The sequence below is a fragment of the Escherichia sp. MOD1-EC6098 genome, from assembly GCF_002965865.1.
Taxonomy (GTDB): Bacteria; Pseudomonadota; Gammaproteobacteria; order Enterobacterales; family Enterobacteriaceae; genus Escherichia; species Escherichia marmotae.
The window spans coordinates 17425-34875 of the sequence record NZ_PTSN01000016.1 but is presented as its reverse complement, the minus strand read 5'-3'; the positions used below and the strand labels follow the sequence as shown (position 1 = coordinate 34875).

General features: G+C 45.3%; 16 protein-coding genes. 7 read left to right on the top strand and 9 right to left on the bottom strand.

Translation table 11 applies throughout. The annotated features are described in order from the left end of the window. Window positions 1–11 precede the first annotated feature (11 nt). Genes C0K55_RS16695 through C0K55_RS16685 form a run of 3 tightly spaced genes read right to left on the bottom strand, consistent with a single transcriptional unit; the run spans window position 12 to window position 2846 of the window. Entirely contained in the window at window positions 12–692 is a 681-nt protein-coding gene (locus C0K55_RS16695; RefSeq protein ID WP_105266712.1) for a heavy metal response regulator transcription factor, read from the bottom strand. A 40-nt stretch (window positions 693–732) separates the two neighbouring features. Then, a complete protein-coding gene (locus C0K55_RS16690) occupies window positions 733–1866 on the bottom strand; it encodes an alpha/beta hydrolase (RefSeq protein WP_072041614.1) in 1134 nt (377 codons plus the stop codon). A 47-nt stretch (window positions 1867–1913) separates the two neighbouring features. Beyond that, a complete protein-coding gene (locus tag C0K55_RS16685) occupies window positions 1914–2846 on the bottom strand; it encodes an AEC family transporter (protein ID WP_105266711.1) in 933 nt (310 codons plus the stop codon). Between the two features lie 404 nt (window positions 2847–3250). Between C0K55_RS16685 and C0K55_RS16680 the strand changes: the two genes are divergently transcribed. Next, a complete protein-coding gene (locus C0K55_RS16680) occupies window positions 3251–4276 on the top strand; it encodes an alpha/beta hydrolase (protein ID WP_390886980.1) in 1026 nt (341 codons plus the stop codon). Window positions 4277–4518: 242 nt separating this feature from the next. Here the strand turns inward: C0K55_RS16680 and rclC are convergent, their stop codons facing one another. The 3 genes from rclC to rclA form a co-directional block, all read right to left on the bottom strand. Further along, window positions 4519–5106, bottom strand: a complete 588-nt coding sequence (gene rclC / locus C0K55_RS16675) for a reactive chlorine resistance membrane protein RclC (protein ID WP_016248385.1) — start codon at window positions 5104–5106, stop codon at window positions 4519–4521. Between the two features lie 11 nt (window positions 5107–5117). Further along, complete coding sequence (gene rclB / locus C0K55_RS16670; protein ID WP_000475158.1) at window positions 5118–5354, bottom strand: reactive chlorine resistance periplasmic protein RclB; 237 nt, start codon at window positions 5352–5354, stop codon at window positions 5118–5120. Between the two features lie 108 nt (window positions 5355–5462). Then, window positions 5463–6788, bottom strand: coding sequence for a reactive chlorine resistance oxidoreductase RclA (gene rclA / locus C0K55_RS16665; RefSeq protein ID WP_105266709.1), 1326 nt, complete (start codon window positions 6786–6788; stop codon window positions 5463–5465). Window positions 6789–7013: 225 nt separating this feature from the next. Here rclA and rclR point away from each other — a divergent pair, with 225 nt between their 5' ends. After that, window positions 7014–7877 carry a reactive chlorine-specific transcriptional regulator RclR gene (gene rclR, locus C0K55_RS16660; RefSeq protein WP_000339576.1) on the top strand — a complete coding sequence of 288 codons (864 nt, stop codon included), beginning with the start codon at window positions 7014–7016 and terminating at the stop codon, window positions 7875–7877. A 168-nt stretch (window positions 7878–8045) separates the two neighbouring features. Here rclR and C0K55_RS16655 read toward each other — a convergent pair whose 3' ends face one another. Continuing rightward, window positions 8046–9599, bottom strand: coding sequence for an L-lactate permease (locus C0K55_RS16655; RefSeq protein ID WP_105266708.1), 1554 nt, complete (start codon window positions 9597–9599; stop codon window positions 8046–8048). 493 nt (window positions 9600–10092) lie between these two features. Here C0K55_RS16655 and C0K55_RS16650 point away from each other — a divergent pair, with 493 nt between their 5' ends. The 4 genes from C0K55_RS16650 to pdeL all read left to right on the top strand — a co-directional run bounded on the left by C0K55_RS16650 (window position 10093) and on the right by pdeL (window position 15022). Beyond that, on the top strand, window positions 10093–10812 hold the full coding sequence (locus C0K55_RS16650) for a (Fe-S)-binding protein (RefSeq protein ID WP_001102096.1): 720 nt from the start codon (window positions 10093–10095) through the stop codon (window positions 10810–10812). Between the two features lie 10 nt (window positions 10813–10822). Further along, window positions 10823–12250 carry a LutB/LldF family L-lactate oxidation iron-sulfur protein gene (locus C0K55_RS16645; RefSeq protein WP_105266707.1) on the top strand — a complete coding sequence of 476 codons (1428 nt, stop codon included), beginning with the start codon at window positions 10823–10825 and terminating at the stop codon, window positions 12248–12250. After that, a complete protein-coding gene (locus tag C0K55_RS16640) occupies window positions 12243–12938 on the top strand; it encodes a LutC/YkgG family protein (RefSeq protein ID WP_000370394.1) in 696 nt (231 codons plus the stop codon). Before C0K55_RS16645 ends, C0K55_RS16640 begins: the two co-directional genes overlap by 8 nt. Window positions 12939–13933: 995 nt before the next feature. Further along, window positions 13934–15022, top strand: a complete 1089-nt coding sequence (pdeL, locus tag C0K55_RS16635; protein ID WP_010377096.1) for a DNA-binding transcriptional activator/c-di-GMP phosphodiesterase PdeL — start codon at window positions 13934–13936, stop codon at window positions 15020–15022. Between the two features lie 41 nt (window positions 15023–15063). Here pdeL and C0K55_RS16630 read toward each other — a convergent pair whose 3' ends face one another. After that, on the bottom strand, window positions 15064–15996 hold the full coding sequence (locus C0K55_RS16630; protein WP_001084382.1) for a LysR substrate-binding domain-containing protein: 933 nt from the start codon (window positions 15994–15996) through the stop codon (window positions 15064–15066). A gap of 91 nt (window positions 15997–16087) precedes the next feature. After that, entirely contained in the window at window positions 16088–16585 is a 498-nt protein-coding gene (locus tag C0K55_RS16625; protein ID WP_001515819.1) for a DUF1097 domain-containing protein, read from the bottom strand. A 257-nt stretch (window positions 16586–16842) separates the two neighbouring features. Here C0K55_RS16625 and C0K55_RS16615 point away from each other — a divergent pair, with 257 nt between their 5' ends. Next, entirely contained in the window at window positions 16843–17448 is a 606-nt protein-coding gene (locus C0K55_RS16615; RefSeq protein ID WP_000023625.1) for an ankyrin repeat domain-containing protein, read from the top strand. Window positions 17449–17451 lie beyond the last annotated feature (3 nt).

Here is a 17451-nt window from a genome sequence, read left to right as displayed (position 1 = left end):
ATCCCCTTTATTTACTCAGGCCGGACTTCGAGGACATACCCCATGCCGCGAACGGTATGAAGCAACTTAACGTCGAATGGAGCATCAACTTTGGCGCGTAAACGTTTAATAGCGACTTCAACCACATTGGCATCACTATCAAAATTCATGTCCCAGACTTGTTCGGCAATCATCATCTTTGACAGGATCTCCCCTTGATGGCGAGCGAGCAAACTCAACAGGGAAAACTCTTTCGCGGTTAGTTCCAGTCTCGTTCCTCCGCGAAATACTCTGCGCGCCAGTAAGTCGAGATGCAGATCCTGAATATGAAGCTGAGTGATGTCTGCGCCATCCGTAGGGCGGCGACGCACCAACGCCTGAATACGCGCCACCAATTCAATGAGTGAAAAGGGCTTAGGGAGATAATCATCTGCTCCCAGACGCAGCCCTTTGACGCGTTCGTCGACCGATCCCCGTGCTGACAGCATCAGCACGGGGGTCTGTTTCCTGATCCGGACGCCTTCCAGCACCTGATAACCATCCATTCCGGGTAGCATCACATCAAGAATTATCGCGTCGTAGTCTAATTCCAGCGCATAATGAAGCCCTTCAGCGCCATTGGCAGAAATATCAACGATGAACCCTGATTCTTTTAATGCACGGCTGATATATGTCGAGGTTTTCTCTTCATCTTCTATAAGTAAAAGGCGCATAATATTTATCCCGCTCCATTAATGATTTTAGGGCACTGGTTTATTTATCGAGTCCTTTATCGTGTAACCACGATGCCATTATCCCGGCAATCTCCTGATTATTCTTTTCCGCCATCAGGAAATGAGAATTGCCTTTGATGCCAATATCAGGGAGATGGACAAGGGTAGCATCTCCACCGTGACGGTTGATGGTCATAACAAATTGCTTTGCCATTTCATATTCACTTCTCCATTTATCCGGGCCAACGGCCGTATCCGGTTTTTCAGCAATAAAATCGCCATAATAAATAACGATTGGGATCCGCGTGAGTTTGAGAAACTCGTTCATGGGAACTCCCATCGCGGAAGCGCTCAAGGGGGCAAATGTGGTTTTCACCGGGGATGGCATCTCATTTTTCGGGAAGATAAATGGTGTTCCACCTGGCTCATAAGCAACAATAGCTTTTACATTGTCGGTATAAAAGGGGGTTCTCCAGCCAATAGTGCCGCCCATCGAGTGAGTGATTAAAATACCCTGGCCAATTTTTTCAAATAACTGAGCAAGTGTTTTCGCATTCAGCTCATTATCAAGTTCTCCTGAGTAGGGATTCCAGGAACGCTGGAATGCTTCAATACTTTCAGGATTGTCAGGAAACTGCGAATTTTTAAATACGCCCTGTTCATTGCCAACACGGGACAACAGAAAAAATGTCTTGTCGGCATACATAGGATTGCCCGCCCAGGGATTTTTACCCGTATCATCTTTGGTTGATAAACCGGCTTCACCCATACGGGGTTGGTCAACGAGATAAACACTATAGTTTTTTTTCAGGAAAATATTCTGGAATCCATCTCGTCCATCTGGTGTACTTTCCCATGTTCTTTTGGTTTGTGCCCCGCCATGCTGGAAGACCAGAGGATATTTATGTGTATTTACCGGAATTTGGTAGAAGACGTAAGCATGATCGCCATAAGCTGTCTGACCATCAGGAGACAGAAAATTTTGTTCTGAAAATGTGCCTGAATGTTTTACCGTTGTACCACCTACAGTAAAGCTTCCCTGGGTTTGTAATACAATATGCGGTTCTGCACTTTGGCTCTGAATGTTGTGCATTGCGCAACCAGAAACAGAAAATATCAGTCCGGACAACAAAACATTACCGACCGTTTTTTTGAAGGAAGTTTTATGGCTCATATATTATCTCTGATATTTTATTATGGCTTCAAATAGTGCTCCAGGTATTATCCAATACCTGTCATCATTGCTACGAGAGGCATCGTAATAAGTGACACCAGTGTGGTTAACGTTGCACCTTTAAGAGCTAACGGATAAACTTTTTTATTTAACATCTGAGCTAATAAGGGAGTTCCGGCACCAGCCGGTGTCGCTACCGCAGCCAGCAGGACACCCAGTAATAGCCCATTTGTAATGAATAACTTCATTATTAATATAATGACAAGCGGAATAATGACCATTTTAAAAAAAGTGAATACCCATACTTTTACATCCTTAAAAACAGATTTCCATTCGATGTCTAACAGGAATGAGCCAATCAGTAGCATTGAAACCGGGCCAGTTATTGCGCCCAGCATTTTGATTGGTTGTGCAATGACGTAAGGAATGTGTATATTTGAAATATATAAAATCAAAGCAAGGATACAGGCAATAATCCCTGGGTTGATGACGTTTAACATATTTCTCAAGCTAAGCGCTTCAGCATTTCCACTCTGGTCTTTCATGCAGTAATAGCCATATGAAAAGAATAATAAGTTATATGGGAGTAAAAACACAGTGATATAAATCATGGCTTCAGCGCCATACAATGAATATATCATTGGGATCCCCATCATGGAAATATTGGTAAATGTTGTCATAACAGTAACCACACCATGATATTCTCTTTCATATCGTAAAACTCTTGCCAGTATACGGCTGCAAATAATCAGTAAAATAAGCGCAGTAAATGCAGATGCAAGCACGATGGAAAGTTCTTTTCCGGAAATATGTGGTTGGTCAGTGGTTATTCCGGAAAGTATAATGGCTGGCATCGCAAAGTTAAAAACAAGAGATGTGAGTTGGGGAGTGCTTCCTGGTGTAATGACTCCCACTTTACGAGCTATAACGCCAACGCCAATAAGAAGAAAGAAAATGATAAGTTGCTCAAGTGTCGCCATATTAATATCCTTGCCATGGTATATATAATAATTATTAACCCGGAAGCTGTGAATTTTATTTGTTGAACTGTTATAAGTGACTTATTTTATACGGGGTATATCACAACCGCTTAAGTCAGGTTGAGTATAGCAACATATTTATGTGCATTTGAGAGAGCTTTACCGATAGGGTTAATCAGCCTGATTCATAAATCAGGTCAGGGAAAGGGGCTGCGTTCTCTCATTTCAACCACCGACAACAGAAAACGCGATTGTCAGGGGCGTTTCCTGACAAAAATGTTATTTAGCGGTCATGATGCTGACAGTTTTTTCTCTCTACCCTGTGTCTGAATGTTCCATCTCGCTTGCCTTATGAACACGCATTTTTATCGGGAGAAACCATGAAATTGACTCTTTTAAGTGCAATGCTGATGACGGCGGTAGTCGGTATCACCTCAGCCAATGCAGCAGATTACAAAAAGAACCCATTTACTCTCGTTTATGACGGGGCTATCACCGAGAATGTCGCAGGTAAGGTCAATATCCATCCGGTGAAATATGATCTCCATGGCATTCAAATTGCAGCAAATGTGTATACACCGGCTAACTATGATCCTGCGAAAAAATATCCGGCAATCGTGGTGGCTCACCCTAATGGTGGCGTAAAAGAGCAGGTTGCCGGATTATATGCCCAACGCCTGGCAGAACACGGATATATTACCATCGCCGCCGATGCTGCTTATCAGGGGGCCAGTGGAGGTCTGCCGCGTAACGTAGACAAGCCCGCAAATCGTATTGAAGATATCCACGGCATGGCTGACTTCATCAGTCAGTATCCCGGTGTTGATAGCACCCGTATTGGCTTGCTGGGGATTTGTGGAGGAGGCGGCTATTCACTTGTTGCCGCTGAGACGGATAAACGCTTCAAATCGATTGCCACCATTAGCATGTTTAATTCAGGTCTTGTGCGGCGTAATGGTTTTCAGAATTCACAGTTGGATACTATCCAGCAGCGGCTCCAGCAGGCTTCTGACGCACGCGCTCAGGAAGCAGCCGGAGGTGAAGTGCTTTACTCCGGTGATGCCAACCTGACTGATGAACAGATCGCTAAATTGCCATTTGCTTTGTACCGACAGGGCTACGAGTATTACTGGAAAACGCACGCACATCCAAATTCAACGTTTAAATACACCACAAGCAGTTTGCTGGATCTGATGAGCTTTGACGTGACAGACCATATCAATCTCATCAATCAACCACTGCTGATGATTGCCGGTACAAAAGCGGATACGTTGTACATGACTGAAGATGCATTCGCTAAAGCCACAGGTACGAAAAACAAAGAACTCTTCCTGATCGATGGCGCTACCCATATTGAGACATATTGGGTGCCTGAATACGTTGACCAGGCGACGCAAAAATTAGACGTTTTCTTTGATAAGAATATTTAATTAACCTCCGATGCTCTCCAGCAGGCTGGGGAGCATTCGCGCACTTTCGTCGCTGGGAATAAGGACACAGGTACTGAATTTTCCAATACAGGCTAATGTGAATAATGTCGATGCTTTATATCAGGAAGTTTATATACTCAACAAAGAAACATTGAGCATCAAAATAGCGTCAGCCTCGCCTGTACAAAGAGAAGACCGACGCCTGAATAATGAGAAACAAATTCTGTTCTGATTATAAGAATTTAAACTTTAAAATCTGAACATGATTCATGACTTCGTTGGTTGAGGATATCCCGTGCTGAATCGGCCATTATCATGACTGCGCCAGCCAGCATCAGGGTATCCTTCAACACCAGACGACCGGCACCGGATAAATAAGGAAAACCATGATGAGCATCCCCCAGTGCGGGCACCCAGGCTTCAGGTGTGGTGATTAAAAATGAGAGTGTTACCAGAGGTGTGGCAAATGACATCAGTCCTCCCAATAAACCCAACCACCGGTTAACAGGGTTAGCCAAAACCAGTAGCGCAATCATCACCTCCACGACGCCAAGGCCATTGGAAAAACCATAGGTATTATTGGTAATTTGCCATGCCCGGGCTTCTGGCTTGTATTCGCCTTCGTGAGTCAGATACTGTTTATAGTCTTCCGGATGTTCATAGAAGAACGACATTAACGGACTGTTCGCGACGAATGGTGTAATGCTGTCTGCCTCGTAAGGGACAAACTTTAATAACCCAATCCACATAAAAACAATCGCAATGCTCAGTCGAATCAATGTCAGGCCAACTTTATCCCCCCGACTTAACAGGTGCAGGTATTTTTCCATTGTAAACATCCTTATTTATACAATACTGCCGTTGCGGTTGAGTTATTATCAATTCGCATTGAGGTGACTTTCCATGATGAAGCATCGTATTTTCTGGCAATATCGGCAATGGCATCCTCCAGAACTGTTGGTGAGGCTGATATTGACGAGACGCTGACATGTTTCAGAACTATTTTGTCATCTGCATTGGTGGAAAAAGCCATAACGCCAGATAATAGCGTTGCAAATAAAACAGTTTTTTTAAACATATAAAATACCATCAATGAAGTGATTAAGAAGTTATAGAATAAGCAAAAGCTAATAAAATGCTTTTCTCTGAGACGCCAGAATATTTGTCCTGGCGTCTGATTTTTGGGTTATTTGACTAATGAAAATAGATCATTGAGCGATTCGCTCATCGACGGGTGAGTAAAAATCTGATCGCGTAATACGCTATAAGGCAGTCCGGCATCCATCACCATTTTCACTATATTGATCATCTCGTGGGAATCAACACACAGCAGTGATGCCCCTAATATGCGTTGGGTTTTATTATCGACAATCGCTTTTAATACCCCACGGGTATCGTTCATCACTCTGGCGCGCGGAATTGCTGTTACAGGTAATGTTGCCACCTGAATATCCGCGCCGCTTTCCCTGGCCTGCTCTTCCGTTATACCAACCCGGGACAGCGGTGGAGTCATGAATACGGAATAAGGCACATTTTTCCGATCGTCTGTGCTACGTTTGCCTTCTCCCAGTAACTCATCGCGCACGATGCGGAAGTCATCCAGTGAAATATAGGTAAACTGTAGCCCGCCGGTAACATCTCCCATCGCCCAAATATTGTCCGCTGTGGTATGTAATTGCTTGTCAACGACAATTGCTCCGCGCTCGTTTACCGCGACACCGGCATTTCCTGGCTTTAACGAAGCAGTAGCCGGTTGACGGCCGGAAGCTATTAACAATGCATTCACCGCCAGTTGGGCGTGCCCGGTATGCACTTGCACTTTATTTTCATCGTGGCTGATTCGCTCCACATGGGCATTGAGGATAATATCGACGCCCTGTTCGCGTAAAATAGTCGCGATATTATCAGCAATATCCCGATCCTCACGAGGCAAAAACAGAGGCGCGGCTTCGAAAATAGTAACCTTACTGCCAAAATTGGCGAACATAGAGGCGAACTCAACGCCAATATATCCCCCGCCCAAAATACCTAAATGCTCGGGTAATTCCTTCAGATTCAGTAATCCGGTACTGTCATAGACGCCAGGCGTTGTGGTTATTCCGGGAATTGGCGGAATCACGGTTTGCGCACCGGTATTAATAAAAATTTTCTCGCCACTAATCTCCAGATTTCCCTCAGGTCGATGAATGCGCAGAATATGGTTATCGATAAACTCCGCTTGTCCGTCGATCACGTCGATATTGGTCATATCTGCAAGATTATGGAAATTCTTATCGCGTAATAAACTGACGACCTTATCTTTACGCTGCATGGCACTGGCAAAATCTACGTGCTGTTGTGCATCATGAACCAACGTCTTGGTCGGGATGCAGCCGATATTAATACAAGTCCCGCCATACATTGCGTTCGATTGTTCGATGAGGGCCACACGCCAACCCGCTTTAGCCAGCGTGACGGCTAATGTTTTTCCTGCCTTACCAAAACCAATAATAACTGCCTGATATTTATTCATGATAATTTCCTGTCGAAACGTATTCATTTGACATAATGACTATAGACGTAAAGGCAAAAATAATATTTCTTCACAACGCTTAAAATTTTGTCTTATCGTCTGGTGTTTGTTGTTTTTTAATCAGGGTCACAATATGACGATGATGATTAACTAATTGATAATATTAGATTAATGCTTATATAAGATTGCTGCTGTCTGTAATCAATAACTACTCAGGAGTCTGATATGGATGCCCTTAGCCGTTTGTTGATGCTTAACGCTCCACAAGGAACGATCGATAAAAATTGCGAGTTAGGAAGCGACTGGCAGCTTCCACATGGCGCAGGAGAACTGTCGGTTATTCGTTGGCATGCGCTAACACAAGGTGCGGCGAAACTGGAAATACCGACGGGGCAGACCTTTACGTTACGCTCTGGGAGTGTGGTTCTGTTACCACACAATTCAGCGCATCGCCTGAGTCACGTCGAAAATGAATCGACCTGTATTGTCTGCGGCACTCTTCGACTGCAACGTTCGGCGCGTTATTTTTTAACCTCTTTGCCGGAAGTGCTGGTTTTGGCACCGGAAAGCGACAGTGTGGAATTTCACTGGCTGAGGGAAGCGATTCCTTTTTTACAACAGGAATCCAGATCGGCAATGCCGGGAGCGGATGCACTGTGTAGCCAGGTCTGCGCGACACTATTTACACTCGCGGTACGTGAATGGATTGCACAGGCTAATACAGAGAAAAACATTCTCAGTTTGCTACTGCATCCGCGTCTTGGTGCGGTGATCCAGCAAATGCTGGAAATGCCCGGACACGCCTGGACCGTCGAATCACTGGCCAGCATCGCTCACATGTCCAGGGCAAGTTTTGCCCAACTTTTCCGTGATGTTTCCGGAACTACGCCACTGGCTGTATTAACAAAGTTACGCCTACAAATAGCGGCCCAGATGTTTTCCCGGGAAACGCTCCCTGTTGTGGTGATTGCTGAGTCGGTAGGCTATGCCAGTGAATCATCTTTTCACAAGGCTTTTGTCCGCGAGTTTGCTTGTACTCCGGGAGAATATCGGGAAAGAGTCAGACAACTTCAGGAGGTTATCTTGTAAGCTAAGTATGAATAAGATTACCGGGCATAAAAATAGAGTCTGTCATACTTAGCGTAGTGGAGGAAAACAGCAGGATGTTCTGGAGGATATAAAGAACATCCTGGCATTCTGGAGATAAGATTTCTGTTACTTAGCCTTTATTTGTGTTCTGACAAATATAAAAGCATATTATCGCATAAACCAGAAATAAAAGAGGCCAACTTTTAAGCCAAGTATCGCGATGTAGGCACAGCAATATTTCATGGTGCCAGACATTATTTGATTAGCCTGTCCTTCCATTTTCGTGGCTGAAACGGCAATGGCGATACTTTGTGGCGAAATCATTTTTCCTCCCGTTGCACCGGAGGTATTTGCCGCCGCCAGCCAGTTGGGATCGATATGTAACTTACTGGCTGCAATAGTTTGCAGTTTGCCAAACAAAATATTCGAGTTAGTGTCGCTACCAGTGACGAAAGTACCCAGAGCACCAATGACCGGGGCGAGGAAGACATATGAACTTCCTGTGAGGTCGACAATTGACTGTGCCAGCGTAGAAATAATGCCGCTGAGATCCATAACTGTTGCCATAGCGACAATAGCCATAATTGCAATAATAGAATTTTTAAGTTGGAGCACGGTTTTGACAAAAACTTCCAGCATACCGCGTGCTGAAGCCCCCTGAATAAAACCGCCGAGAATAGTCGCAAAGATAATCAGCATTCCTGGCGTCGTGAGCCATTCGATTTTTAACACCAATGTTCCTCCATCGACCAGTGAAAAATGCAGTGCTGAAGATAACTGAGATGCTGCCGCCTTTATCGTTGGGAATAACGGTGAGCACAGCAGAATAAAGATAAAAATGAACAGGTAAATAGAGCCGACCCGAAACAGCACCTTTACTGAGCGTGGTGCCATTTTACGGGTATGGCTGGCTTCAATACGCCACTCGGGATCTACGTCTCTTTTGCGTAAACGGCTGGCAATTGCGACAGTGAAAAGGCTAACCAGGCTGCCAGCAAAAGCGGGTAATTCGGCACCGAGATGTATGGCAACAAAATACTGCGGAACAAGTGTCGCAATGCCACATAGCAGCGTGATAAGGAATACGCCGCGAATTGCTTTCACACCGCCGCCAATAATACCAATAATGACAAAGGGCAGCAGGAGATTAAAAATCGCCAATTGCAGAATAATTGTGCCACCTAAGGTGTAAACCGACAGGTTAACCTGTTCGGCCAGAATCGAAACCGGAATACCCACTGCCCCAAACGCTGTAGGTACGGTATTAGCAACCAGTGAAGCAATTGCGGCTTTCAGTGGGTTGAATCCCAGCGCGATGAGGATGCCGATAGGGATTGCGACCGCTGTACCGTAACCGGCGGCAGCTTCAAGAAAACCACCAAAACACCACGAAATAAGGAGTACCTGGATACGCTTATCTTCGCTAATACTGGCGAGAATATCGCGGAGAATATCCAGCGCTTTGGTTGCCTGCATCACGTTATAACTGAATATCGCGCCGAGGATCACAATTACTATCGGCCATAACCCTTTGAGTGCGCCATAACTCACGGAGGCTTTAAGATTTTGTACTGGCATGTCCCAGAACAGGACAGATAAAACAGCAGTGAATGCCAGTGATATCAAAACTGAATAATGGATAGGCATCTTCAGTTTCAGAATCAGAAATACCATAAGGAGCAAAGGTGAGAGTGCTATAGCAAACATTAAATATCCGTGCATTTCTATTTCCAACTATATTGCTTGACCTTGTTTATATATTTTTCCGAAGAAGGCTATCTCATTGTAAAAATAAAAAATGCAAACTGAATCGCTTCAGTAAAATAAAATTATGGCTGTTGATGATTGTATGTTTATTGTTGATTACTCGACGTATAAAACAATGAGTGTATATTTTTACAGCCCCAAAATGAGTAGCTCAAAATAGGTATTGGAGTTCATGGTTATGAACTTTATTGCCTTCTTAAATCAAATTCATGATCCCGTGTTGATAGTGTGTGTCATTATAAAAATGTGAGCGATGCCGAAAGAAATAAAATTAGTTATTGCATCCCGGAATTGAATGACGGATTATTTGTTTTGTCATACAAATGAGTTTGAAATTGTATTTTGCTACCTGATTAAAAAAGAGCCCCTATTTTTGTTGATGATTGATAACCCATAAGGGGTGGTTGCCATTGGGCATAAACAGAAATGAAGTAATGGAGTATTGGTTGTGAATGTAAATTTCTTTGTTACCTGTATTGGTGATGCACTGAAATCAAGGATGGCACGAGACTCCGTGTTGCTACTGGAAAAGCTCGGCTGTCACGTAAATTTCCCGGAGAAACAGGGATGCTGCGGTCAGCCAGCGATCAATAGTGGTTATATCAAAGAAGCGATTCCAGGGATGAAAAATCTGATCGCCGCACTGGAGGAAAACGACGATCCCATTATTTCTCCTGCCGGTTCCTGCACCTATGCCGTAAAAAGTTACCCGACCTATCTGGCTGAGGAGCCTGAATGGGCATTACGTGCCGAAAAGGTCGCTGCGCGTATGCAGGATCTCACCTCTTTTATTGTTAATAAATTAGGGGTAGTTGATGTAGGAGCCAGCTTGCAAGGGAGGGCTGTGTATCACCCGTCTTGCAGTCTGGCCCGTAAGTTGGGGGTGAAGGATGAGCCACTTACGCTCCTGAAAAATGTGCGCGGGCTGGAGTTGTTGCCCTTTGCCGAACAGGACACCTGCTGCGGATTTGGCGGCACATTCTCGGTCAAAATGGCCGAAATATCCGGCGAGATGGTGAAAGAAAAGGTTTCACATCTGATGGAGGTTCGTCCTGAGTATCTCATTGGTGCTGACGTGAGTTGCCTGCTTAACATTAGTGGGCGGTTACAACGGGAAGGGCAGAAAGTCAAAGTGATGCATATTGCTGAAGTGCTGATGAGTCGCTGAGGATATAAAGATGTCGATCAAAACCAGTAATACAGAATTTAAAACACGCATCCGTCAGCAAATTGAAGATCCGATCATGCGCAAAGCGGTGGCAAACGCGCAGCAGCGTATTGGTGCAAATCGGCAAAAAATGGTTGATGAATTAGGGCACTGGGAGGAGTGGCGTGATCGTGCCGCCCAGATTCGTGATCATGTTCTGAGTAATCTTGACGCTTATCTGTACCAGCTCTCAGAAAAAGTGACGCAAAACGGCGGCCACGTCTATTTCGCAAAAACCAAAGAAGACGCTACCCGCTATATTTTACAGGTTGCCCAACGTAAAAACGCGCGGAAGGTGGTGAAGTCCAAATCAATGGTGACCGAAGAGATTGGTGTCAACCATGTGTTGCAGGATGCGGGCATTCAGGTGATTGAAACTGATTTGGGTGAATATATTCTCCAGTTGGATCAAGATCCGCCATCTCATGTCGTGGTTCCGGCTATCCATAAAGATCGCCACCAGATCCGCCGGGTGCTACATGAATGCCTGGGCTATGACGGCCCGGAAACGCCTGAAGCAATGACCTTATTCATCCGGCAAAAAATCCGCGAAGATTTCCTCAGTGCTGAAATCGGTATTACCGGCTGTAATTTCGCGGTGGCAGAGACGGGTTCGGTATGCCTGGTGACCAATGAAGGCAATGCGCGGATGTGTACCACGTTACCTAAAACGCACATTGCGGTAATGGGGATGGAGCGTATTACCCCCACTTTTGCCGAGGTTGATGTATTGATTACCATGCTGGCGCGCAGTGCTGTTGGCGCGCGTTTGACGGGATACAACACCTGGCTGACAGGGCCGCGCGAAGCCGGACACGTTGATGGCCCTGAAGAGTTTCATCTGGTTATTGTCGACAACGGGCGCTCTGAGGTGCTGGCCTCTGAATTTCGGGATGTGCTGCGTTGTATTCGCTGCGGGGCCTGTATGAATACTTGTCCGGCATATCGCCATATTGGCGGCCACGGATATGGTTCTATTTACCCAGGGCCAATCGGCGCAGTGATTTCGCCACTGCTTGGCGGCTATAAAGATTTTAAAGGTCTCCCCTACGCCTGTTCTTTATGTACAGCCTGTGACAGCGTTTGTCCGGTACGTATTCCTCTGTCGAAACTGATTTTGCGTCATCGTCGGGTGATGGCTGAAAAAGGGATCACAGCAAAAGCAGAGCAACGAGCGATAAAAATGTTCGCTTATGCCAATAGTCATCCGGGATTGTGGAAAGTCGGAATGATGGCAGGCGCTCATGCGGCGAGCTGGTTTATCAATGGCGGCAAAACACCGCTCAGGATTGGCGCGATTAGTGACTGGATGGAAGCACGCGATCTTCCTGAAGCTGACGGCGAGAGTTTCCGTAGCTGGTTTAAGAAACATCAGGCGCAGGAGAAAAAGAATGGATAATCGTAGCGAATTTTTGAACAACATTGCTCAGGCTCTGGGGCGCCCGTTGCGACTCGAACCGCAAGCAGAAGATGTGCCGCTTAACAACTATGCTAACGAGCGGCTTACTGAACTTAATCAGCAGCAGCGCTGTGATGCGTTCATCCAGTTTGCCAGCGATGTCATGTTGACGCGTTGTGAACTGACCAGCGAGGCGCAGGCTGCAGAAGCCGCATTACGCCTGTGTAAAGAGTTGGGAGATCAGTCTGTTGTGATTAGCGGTGACTCGCGACTGGAGGAACTGGGGATCAGCGAACGTTTACAGCAGGAATGCAATGCCATTGTTTGGGACCCGGCGAAAGGTGTAGAGAATATCTCTCAGGCGGAGCAGGCGAAAGTTGGCGTTGTGTATGCTGAATATGGCTTAACAGAGTCGGGAGGCGTGGTACTTTTTTCCGCTGCCGAGCGCGGGCGTTCGTTGAGCCTGCTACCGGAGTCCTCTATTTTTATTCTGCGTAAAAGCACCATCTTGCCGCGAGTGGCACAACTTGCAGAAAAATTGCATCAGAAAGCGCAGGCCGGTGAACGTATGCCATCCTGCATTAACATCATCAGTGGCCCCAGTTCAACAGCGGACATTGAGCTTATCAAAGTCGTTGGGGTTCATGGCCCGGTGAAAGCGGTATACCTGATTATTGAGGATTGCTGAGAGAAATATTGATAGCCATTCTGCTATTCAGTAGCAAGAAAGACAGCGACTATACCGCTATTACCGATTTACACAGTGGGACACAAGTCTGCGCCATGTCCTGTATATGGCGCACTTTCTTATACCTTTAGCGTATCATCACCGTTGTAGATAATCGTGTATCCTCTCGCAGAGGTTATATCTATACAGCGAAGCCATTAGTTTAGACTGATGGTCTGCCAGACAGTGAATAATAAAAACATAAAAAGAAACATTGATGCCCAAAATCACCACCGGGCCGAAACCATTGTTCAATAAGTTTATTCTTATTTGAGGTAATTGTAATTACATATTCCAATTGGGGGGTTATTCATACAAGGCGTGTGGAGTTAATGCGTCAGAATTATTGTAACTGCATGTTAATTAAGGTTTAATTGTCTGTGTATGATATTTTATTGGATGTTTTAAATATTATTTATTCTTAATCTCTTATTAATATTTCAATATAAGCTGAATGGATTCAGCCTTAAAGTTGATGCTATGAAAGTATGTGCATAGTATGAATAATTTGTGTGTTTAAGACACATCTTTACTCATTTTGTAATCGGATGTTGACGCCATGTTCATATCAGTTGGGATATTTTAAGTTGATTTGGATTGTTAAATTCATATAATGCGCCTTCGCTCGTGAATGAAGGTCAGTACTTAGTGGTAAATTATAAATATAGAAATAGTCGAACTACTTCTATAGTACCCCAAATGCGTGACTGAGATTGTTGGCTTTTAATATTAAACTTGCGTTATTATCTACTGAGATTCACTTGTGATTACATTTCTGAGGTATTTAGCGTAAACATTATTGAGCAAACATTAGAGGTAACGATAAACTGATTGATAGTGATGTTTGTTGTTATCGATACGGCATTGTTGATGTTTATGGTTACCCCTTATGCGTGCTCGGGAATCCACCAGTAGTAACTCATACTGAACAGCGATAAAAGATAAAAGGTGTGTTCATGGATTCATGTGATTTTCGTGTTTTTCTGCAAGAGTTCGGTACAACGGTTCATTTGTCATTGCCCGGTAACGTATCCGAGAAAGAGCGACTGCTACTCAAGCTGCTGATGCAGGGGATGTCGGTTACAGAAATATCACAATATAGAAATCGCAGCGCAAAGACAATTTCACATCAAAAGAAACAGCTCTTTGAGAAACTGGGGATCCAAAGCGATATTACTTTCTGGCGCGATATTTTCTTCCAGTACAATCCGGAGATCATATCCGCCAGTGGTAATAACAGTCACAGATATATCTCTGACAACCACTATCACCATATTGTCACACCTGAGGCAATCAGTCTGGCGCTGGAAAACCATGAATTCAAACCGTGGATCCAACCTGTTTTCTGCGCACAGACAGGGGTACTGACTGGCTGTGAAGTGCTGGTTCGCTGGGAGCATCCGCAAACGGGAATTATTCCTCCGGATCAGTTTATTCCTCTGGCGGAATCATCCGGCTTGATTGTGATAATGACCCGTCAGTTGATGAAACAAACCGCGGATATTCTGGCACCAGTAAAACATTTGCTGCCGGATAATTTCCATATTGGTATTAACGTGTCCGCGGGTTGTTTCCTGGCATCCGGGTTTGAAAAGGAGTGTCTGAACCTGGTTAAGAAATTAGGCAACGATAAAATCAAACTGGTTCTCGAGTTGACGGAACGTAACCCAATTCCGGTAACGCCAGAAGCCAGAGCGATTTTTGACAGCCTGCATCGCCATAACATCACATTTGCTCTGGACGATTTTGGTACTGGTTATGCGACCTATCGTTACTTGCAGGCGTTCCCGGTCGATTTTATTAAGATCGATAAGTCGTTTGTGCAAATGGCCAGTGTGGACGAAATCTCCGGCCATATTGTGGATAATATTGTCGAACTGGCACGTAAGCCTGGTCTTAATATTGTGGCGGAAGGGGTTGAAACTCAGGAGCAGGCGGATTTAATGATCGGCAAAGGCGTTCACTTTTTGCAGGGCTATTTGTTCTCCCCGCCAGTACCGGGTGATAAATTTATCTCTGAATGGGTAATGAAAGCGGGTGGTTGATATAAGCCGCAGTTCAGAGTGCATCGGGAGAGTGCCGGGTATTAATTCTCCCGATGCAGTAAATCCTGATAGATCCTTGTTAATATGCCATTTGGCGCAAATTGTTTTTTAATCCACTGCGTCACCTGACCCGTTGCGGAGTGCTGGGTTGCCAGTAACATGCGCGAATCCTGGCGCGGGTTATGAATTTGGCGGGTAACCAGCAGTGATTGCGCCATCGCTTCGCGAACCATGTAATCCGGCAAAAAACCAATCCCTTCGCCCAGAATCTGGCACTGACATTTGGTGTTGAAATCTGGCACCAGAATCGATTCCTGACCGTGTAGCAACCAGCCCACTTTTTTATTAATCGTATGTGCGGTGTCTTCCACCATGATATTGGGATAGAGACGTAACTGACTTTCAGCGATTGGCTCCGGCATGAAGGCTAACGGATGAGCCGGGGCGATGGCAAAGGCCCAGCGAATCGCACCAATCTCGGTGTAATCAATACCGCCACCGTCCAGTAGCGTATCGGGCGCGCCAATGGCGATATTCGCCTGGTTATTGATAATCGCGTCCCAGACACCGTTATACACTTCGGTGGTGACGGTAATCTGGCAGGTGGGAAATTGCTTTTTCAGTACCTGCAATAAGCGTGCGGTGTGTTTGGGTGTATAAAGTAGCTGATTAATACAAATGCGTACCCGCGCTTCTATGCCTTGCGAAATAGTATCGATACTGCGTTTAATAGCGTGAAAATCATTCAGCAGGTCGGTGGCCTTGCGGAAAAAATAGCGCCCGGATTCCGTTAGCTCAATGCTGCGGGTGTTGCGGGTAAACAGCACCACATCTAACCCCGTTTCCATTCGCTTGATGGTGTAGCTAATGGCGGAAGTCGTTAAACCCAACTCTTCTGCGGCTTTACTGAAGCTGCCAAAACGTGCAGCGGTAGTAAACGCCAGCAGATTTTCTTCGGTAAAAATTGAGTTCATTAAACCATTCCCGCCATTTTCTAATATGAATTTCTCCAGCCATGACTGTAGAGGTATCTATTAAAGATAGATAATCATTTTTGAATAACTTTTAACACCCGCCGCTTTTGGTTGTCGCTTCGCTTAATTTTTGTCCGCTATATTCTGAAATTATCCCCACGCAATTACCCGCCAGAAAACCCAGTAGCGTTACTGTCCAGTTCATCCCGCTGGCAAAAAACAGCGTCATGCCAAGAAATCCACCGGGAATGAATGACAGTAACCAGAAACGCCCTTGCCAGACCACCACCGCCGAGAAGGGAATGGTGGTAATCACGCTTGCCCAGAATCCGGAAAGCCCACTCACAGAGGCCAGCCAGCCGGAAGCCAGTGCAGCGAAAAATGCCCACACCATCCCGGAATAATTGACTGCCAGACTCTTGATAAACCCCGATTTACCGCCGCCTGCGGCATAAAAACTGCAAAAGGCGACGAAGCCTGTTGTTCCTAATAAATCCCATCCTTGAGAAAGCCCGACATGTGAAGACACTAACTGCCAAAGCCCTGCACAAATACCGACGGTAATACCCGTTGCAGTGAGTCCGTTCATCTTGTTCTCCTCTGGTTAGACGTGGACGGAAGCTGTTAATACATATGCAGACTATAGAGAAATAAAACCTGATTGAGTGAAAGGGTATGGGGAGAAAAAGATAAATATTGCACTGGCGCACACTGCTAAAAGATTGTTGAGCATCATTCAACAAAAAGACGGAATACAACGAATTAAATTTAAGCGGGTTCTTTTGGTTGAGTTTCGTTGCTATTCTCAATTCATCGAAAACAGCCACAAAAACCAGGGGAATGTGAATGAGTATAAAAAATCTACCTGCCGACTATTTATTGGCTGCCCTACAAGGTGATATCGATAAATTAAAAACCTGCCTTGCGCTGGGTGTCGATATTAATACCTGCGATCGCCAGGGGAAAACGGCAATTACGCTGGCAAGTTTATATCAGCAATATGCATGTGTGCAGGCGTTAATTGATGCCGGTGCAGATATTAACAAACAAGATCATACCTGCTTAAATCCTTTTTTAATGAGTTGCCTGAACGATGATTTAACGCTGCTACGAATTATTTTACCGGCTAAACCCGATCTTAATTGCGTCACCCGTTTTGGCGGTGTCGGCCTGACGCCAGCCTGTGAAAAAGGCCATTTAAGTATTGTGAAAGAGCTTTTGACGCATACGGATATTAACGTCAACCAGACCAATCATGTTGGCTGGACGCCGCTACTGGAAGCGATTGTGCTTAATGATGGCGGGATTAAACAACAGGCGATTGTCCAGTTATTACTGGAACACGGTGCCAGCCCGCATCTGACGGATAAATATGGCAAAACACCGCTGGAACTGGCGCGGGAACGCGGTTTTGAAGAGATTGCGCAGTTGCTGATTGCCGCAGGCGCATAAACC

Excerpts from the sequence above, each read along its gene's own strand:
- C0K55_RS16695 (WP_105266712.1), bottom strand. The coding sequence starts at position 692 with ATGCGCCTTTTACTTATAGAAGATGAAGAGAAAACCTCGACATATATC.
- C0K55_RS16690 (WP_072041614.1), bottom strand. The coding sequence starts at position 1,866 with ATGAGCCATAAAACTTCCTTCAAAAAAACGGTCGGTAATGTTTTGTTG.
- C0K55_RS16685 (WP_105266711.1), bottom strand. The coding sequence starts at position 2,846 with ATGGCGACACTTGAGCAACTTATCATTTTCTTTCTTCTTATTGGCGTT.
- C0K55_RS16680 (WP_390886980.1), top strand. The coding sequence starts at position 3,251 with ATGCTGATGACGGCGGTAGTCGGTATCACCTCAGCCAATGCAGCAGAT.
- rclC (WP_016248385.1), bottom strand. The coding sequence starts at position 5,106 with ATGGAAAAATACCTGCACCTGTTAAGTCGGGGGGATAAAGTTGGCCTG.
- rclB (WP_000475158.1), bottom strand. The coding sequence starts at position 5,354 with ATGTTTAAAAAAACTGTTTTATTTGCAACGCTATTATCTGGCGTTATG.
- rclA (WP_105266709.1), bottom strand. The coding sequence starts at position 6,788 with ATGAATAAATATCAGGCAGTTATTATTGGTTTTGGTAAGGCAGGAAAA.
- rclR (WP_000339576.1), top strand. The coding sequence starts at position 7,014 with ATGGATGCCCTTAGCCGTTTGTTGATGCTTAACGCTCCACAAGGAACG.
- C0K55_RS16655 (WP_105266708.1), bottom strand. The coding sequence starts at position 9,599 with ATGCACGGATATTTAATGTTTGCTATAGCACTCTCACCTTTGCTCCTT.
- C0K55_RS16645 (WP_105266707.1), top strand. The coding sequence starts at position 10,823 with ATGTCGATCAAAACCAGTAATACAGAATTTAAAACACGCATCCGTCAG.
- C0K55_RS16640 (WP_000370394.1), top strand. The coding sequence starts at position 12,243 with ATGGATAATCGTAGCGAATTTTTGAACAACATTGCTCAGGCTCTGGGG.
- pdeL (WP_010377096.1), top strand. The coding sequence starts at position 13,934 with ATGGATTCATGTGATTTTCGTGTTTTTCTGCAAGAGTTCGGTACAACG.
- C0K55_RS16630 (WP_001084382.1), bottom strand. The coding sequence starts at position 15,996 with ATGAACTCAATTTTTACCGAAGAAAATCTGCTGGCGTTTACTACCGCT.
- C0K55_RS16625 (WP_001515819.1), bottom strand. The coding sequence starts at position 16,585 with ATGAACGGACTCACTGCAACGGGTATTACCGTCGGTATTTGTGCAGGG.
- C0K55_RS16615 (WP_000023625.1), top strand. The coding sequence starts at position 16,843 with ATGAGTATAAAAAATCTACCTGCCGACTATTTATTGGCTGCCCTACAA.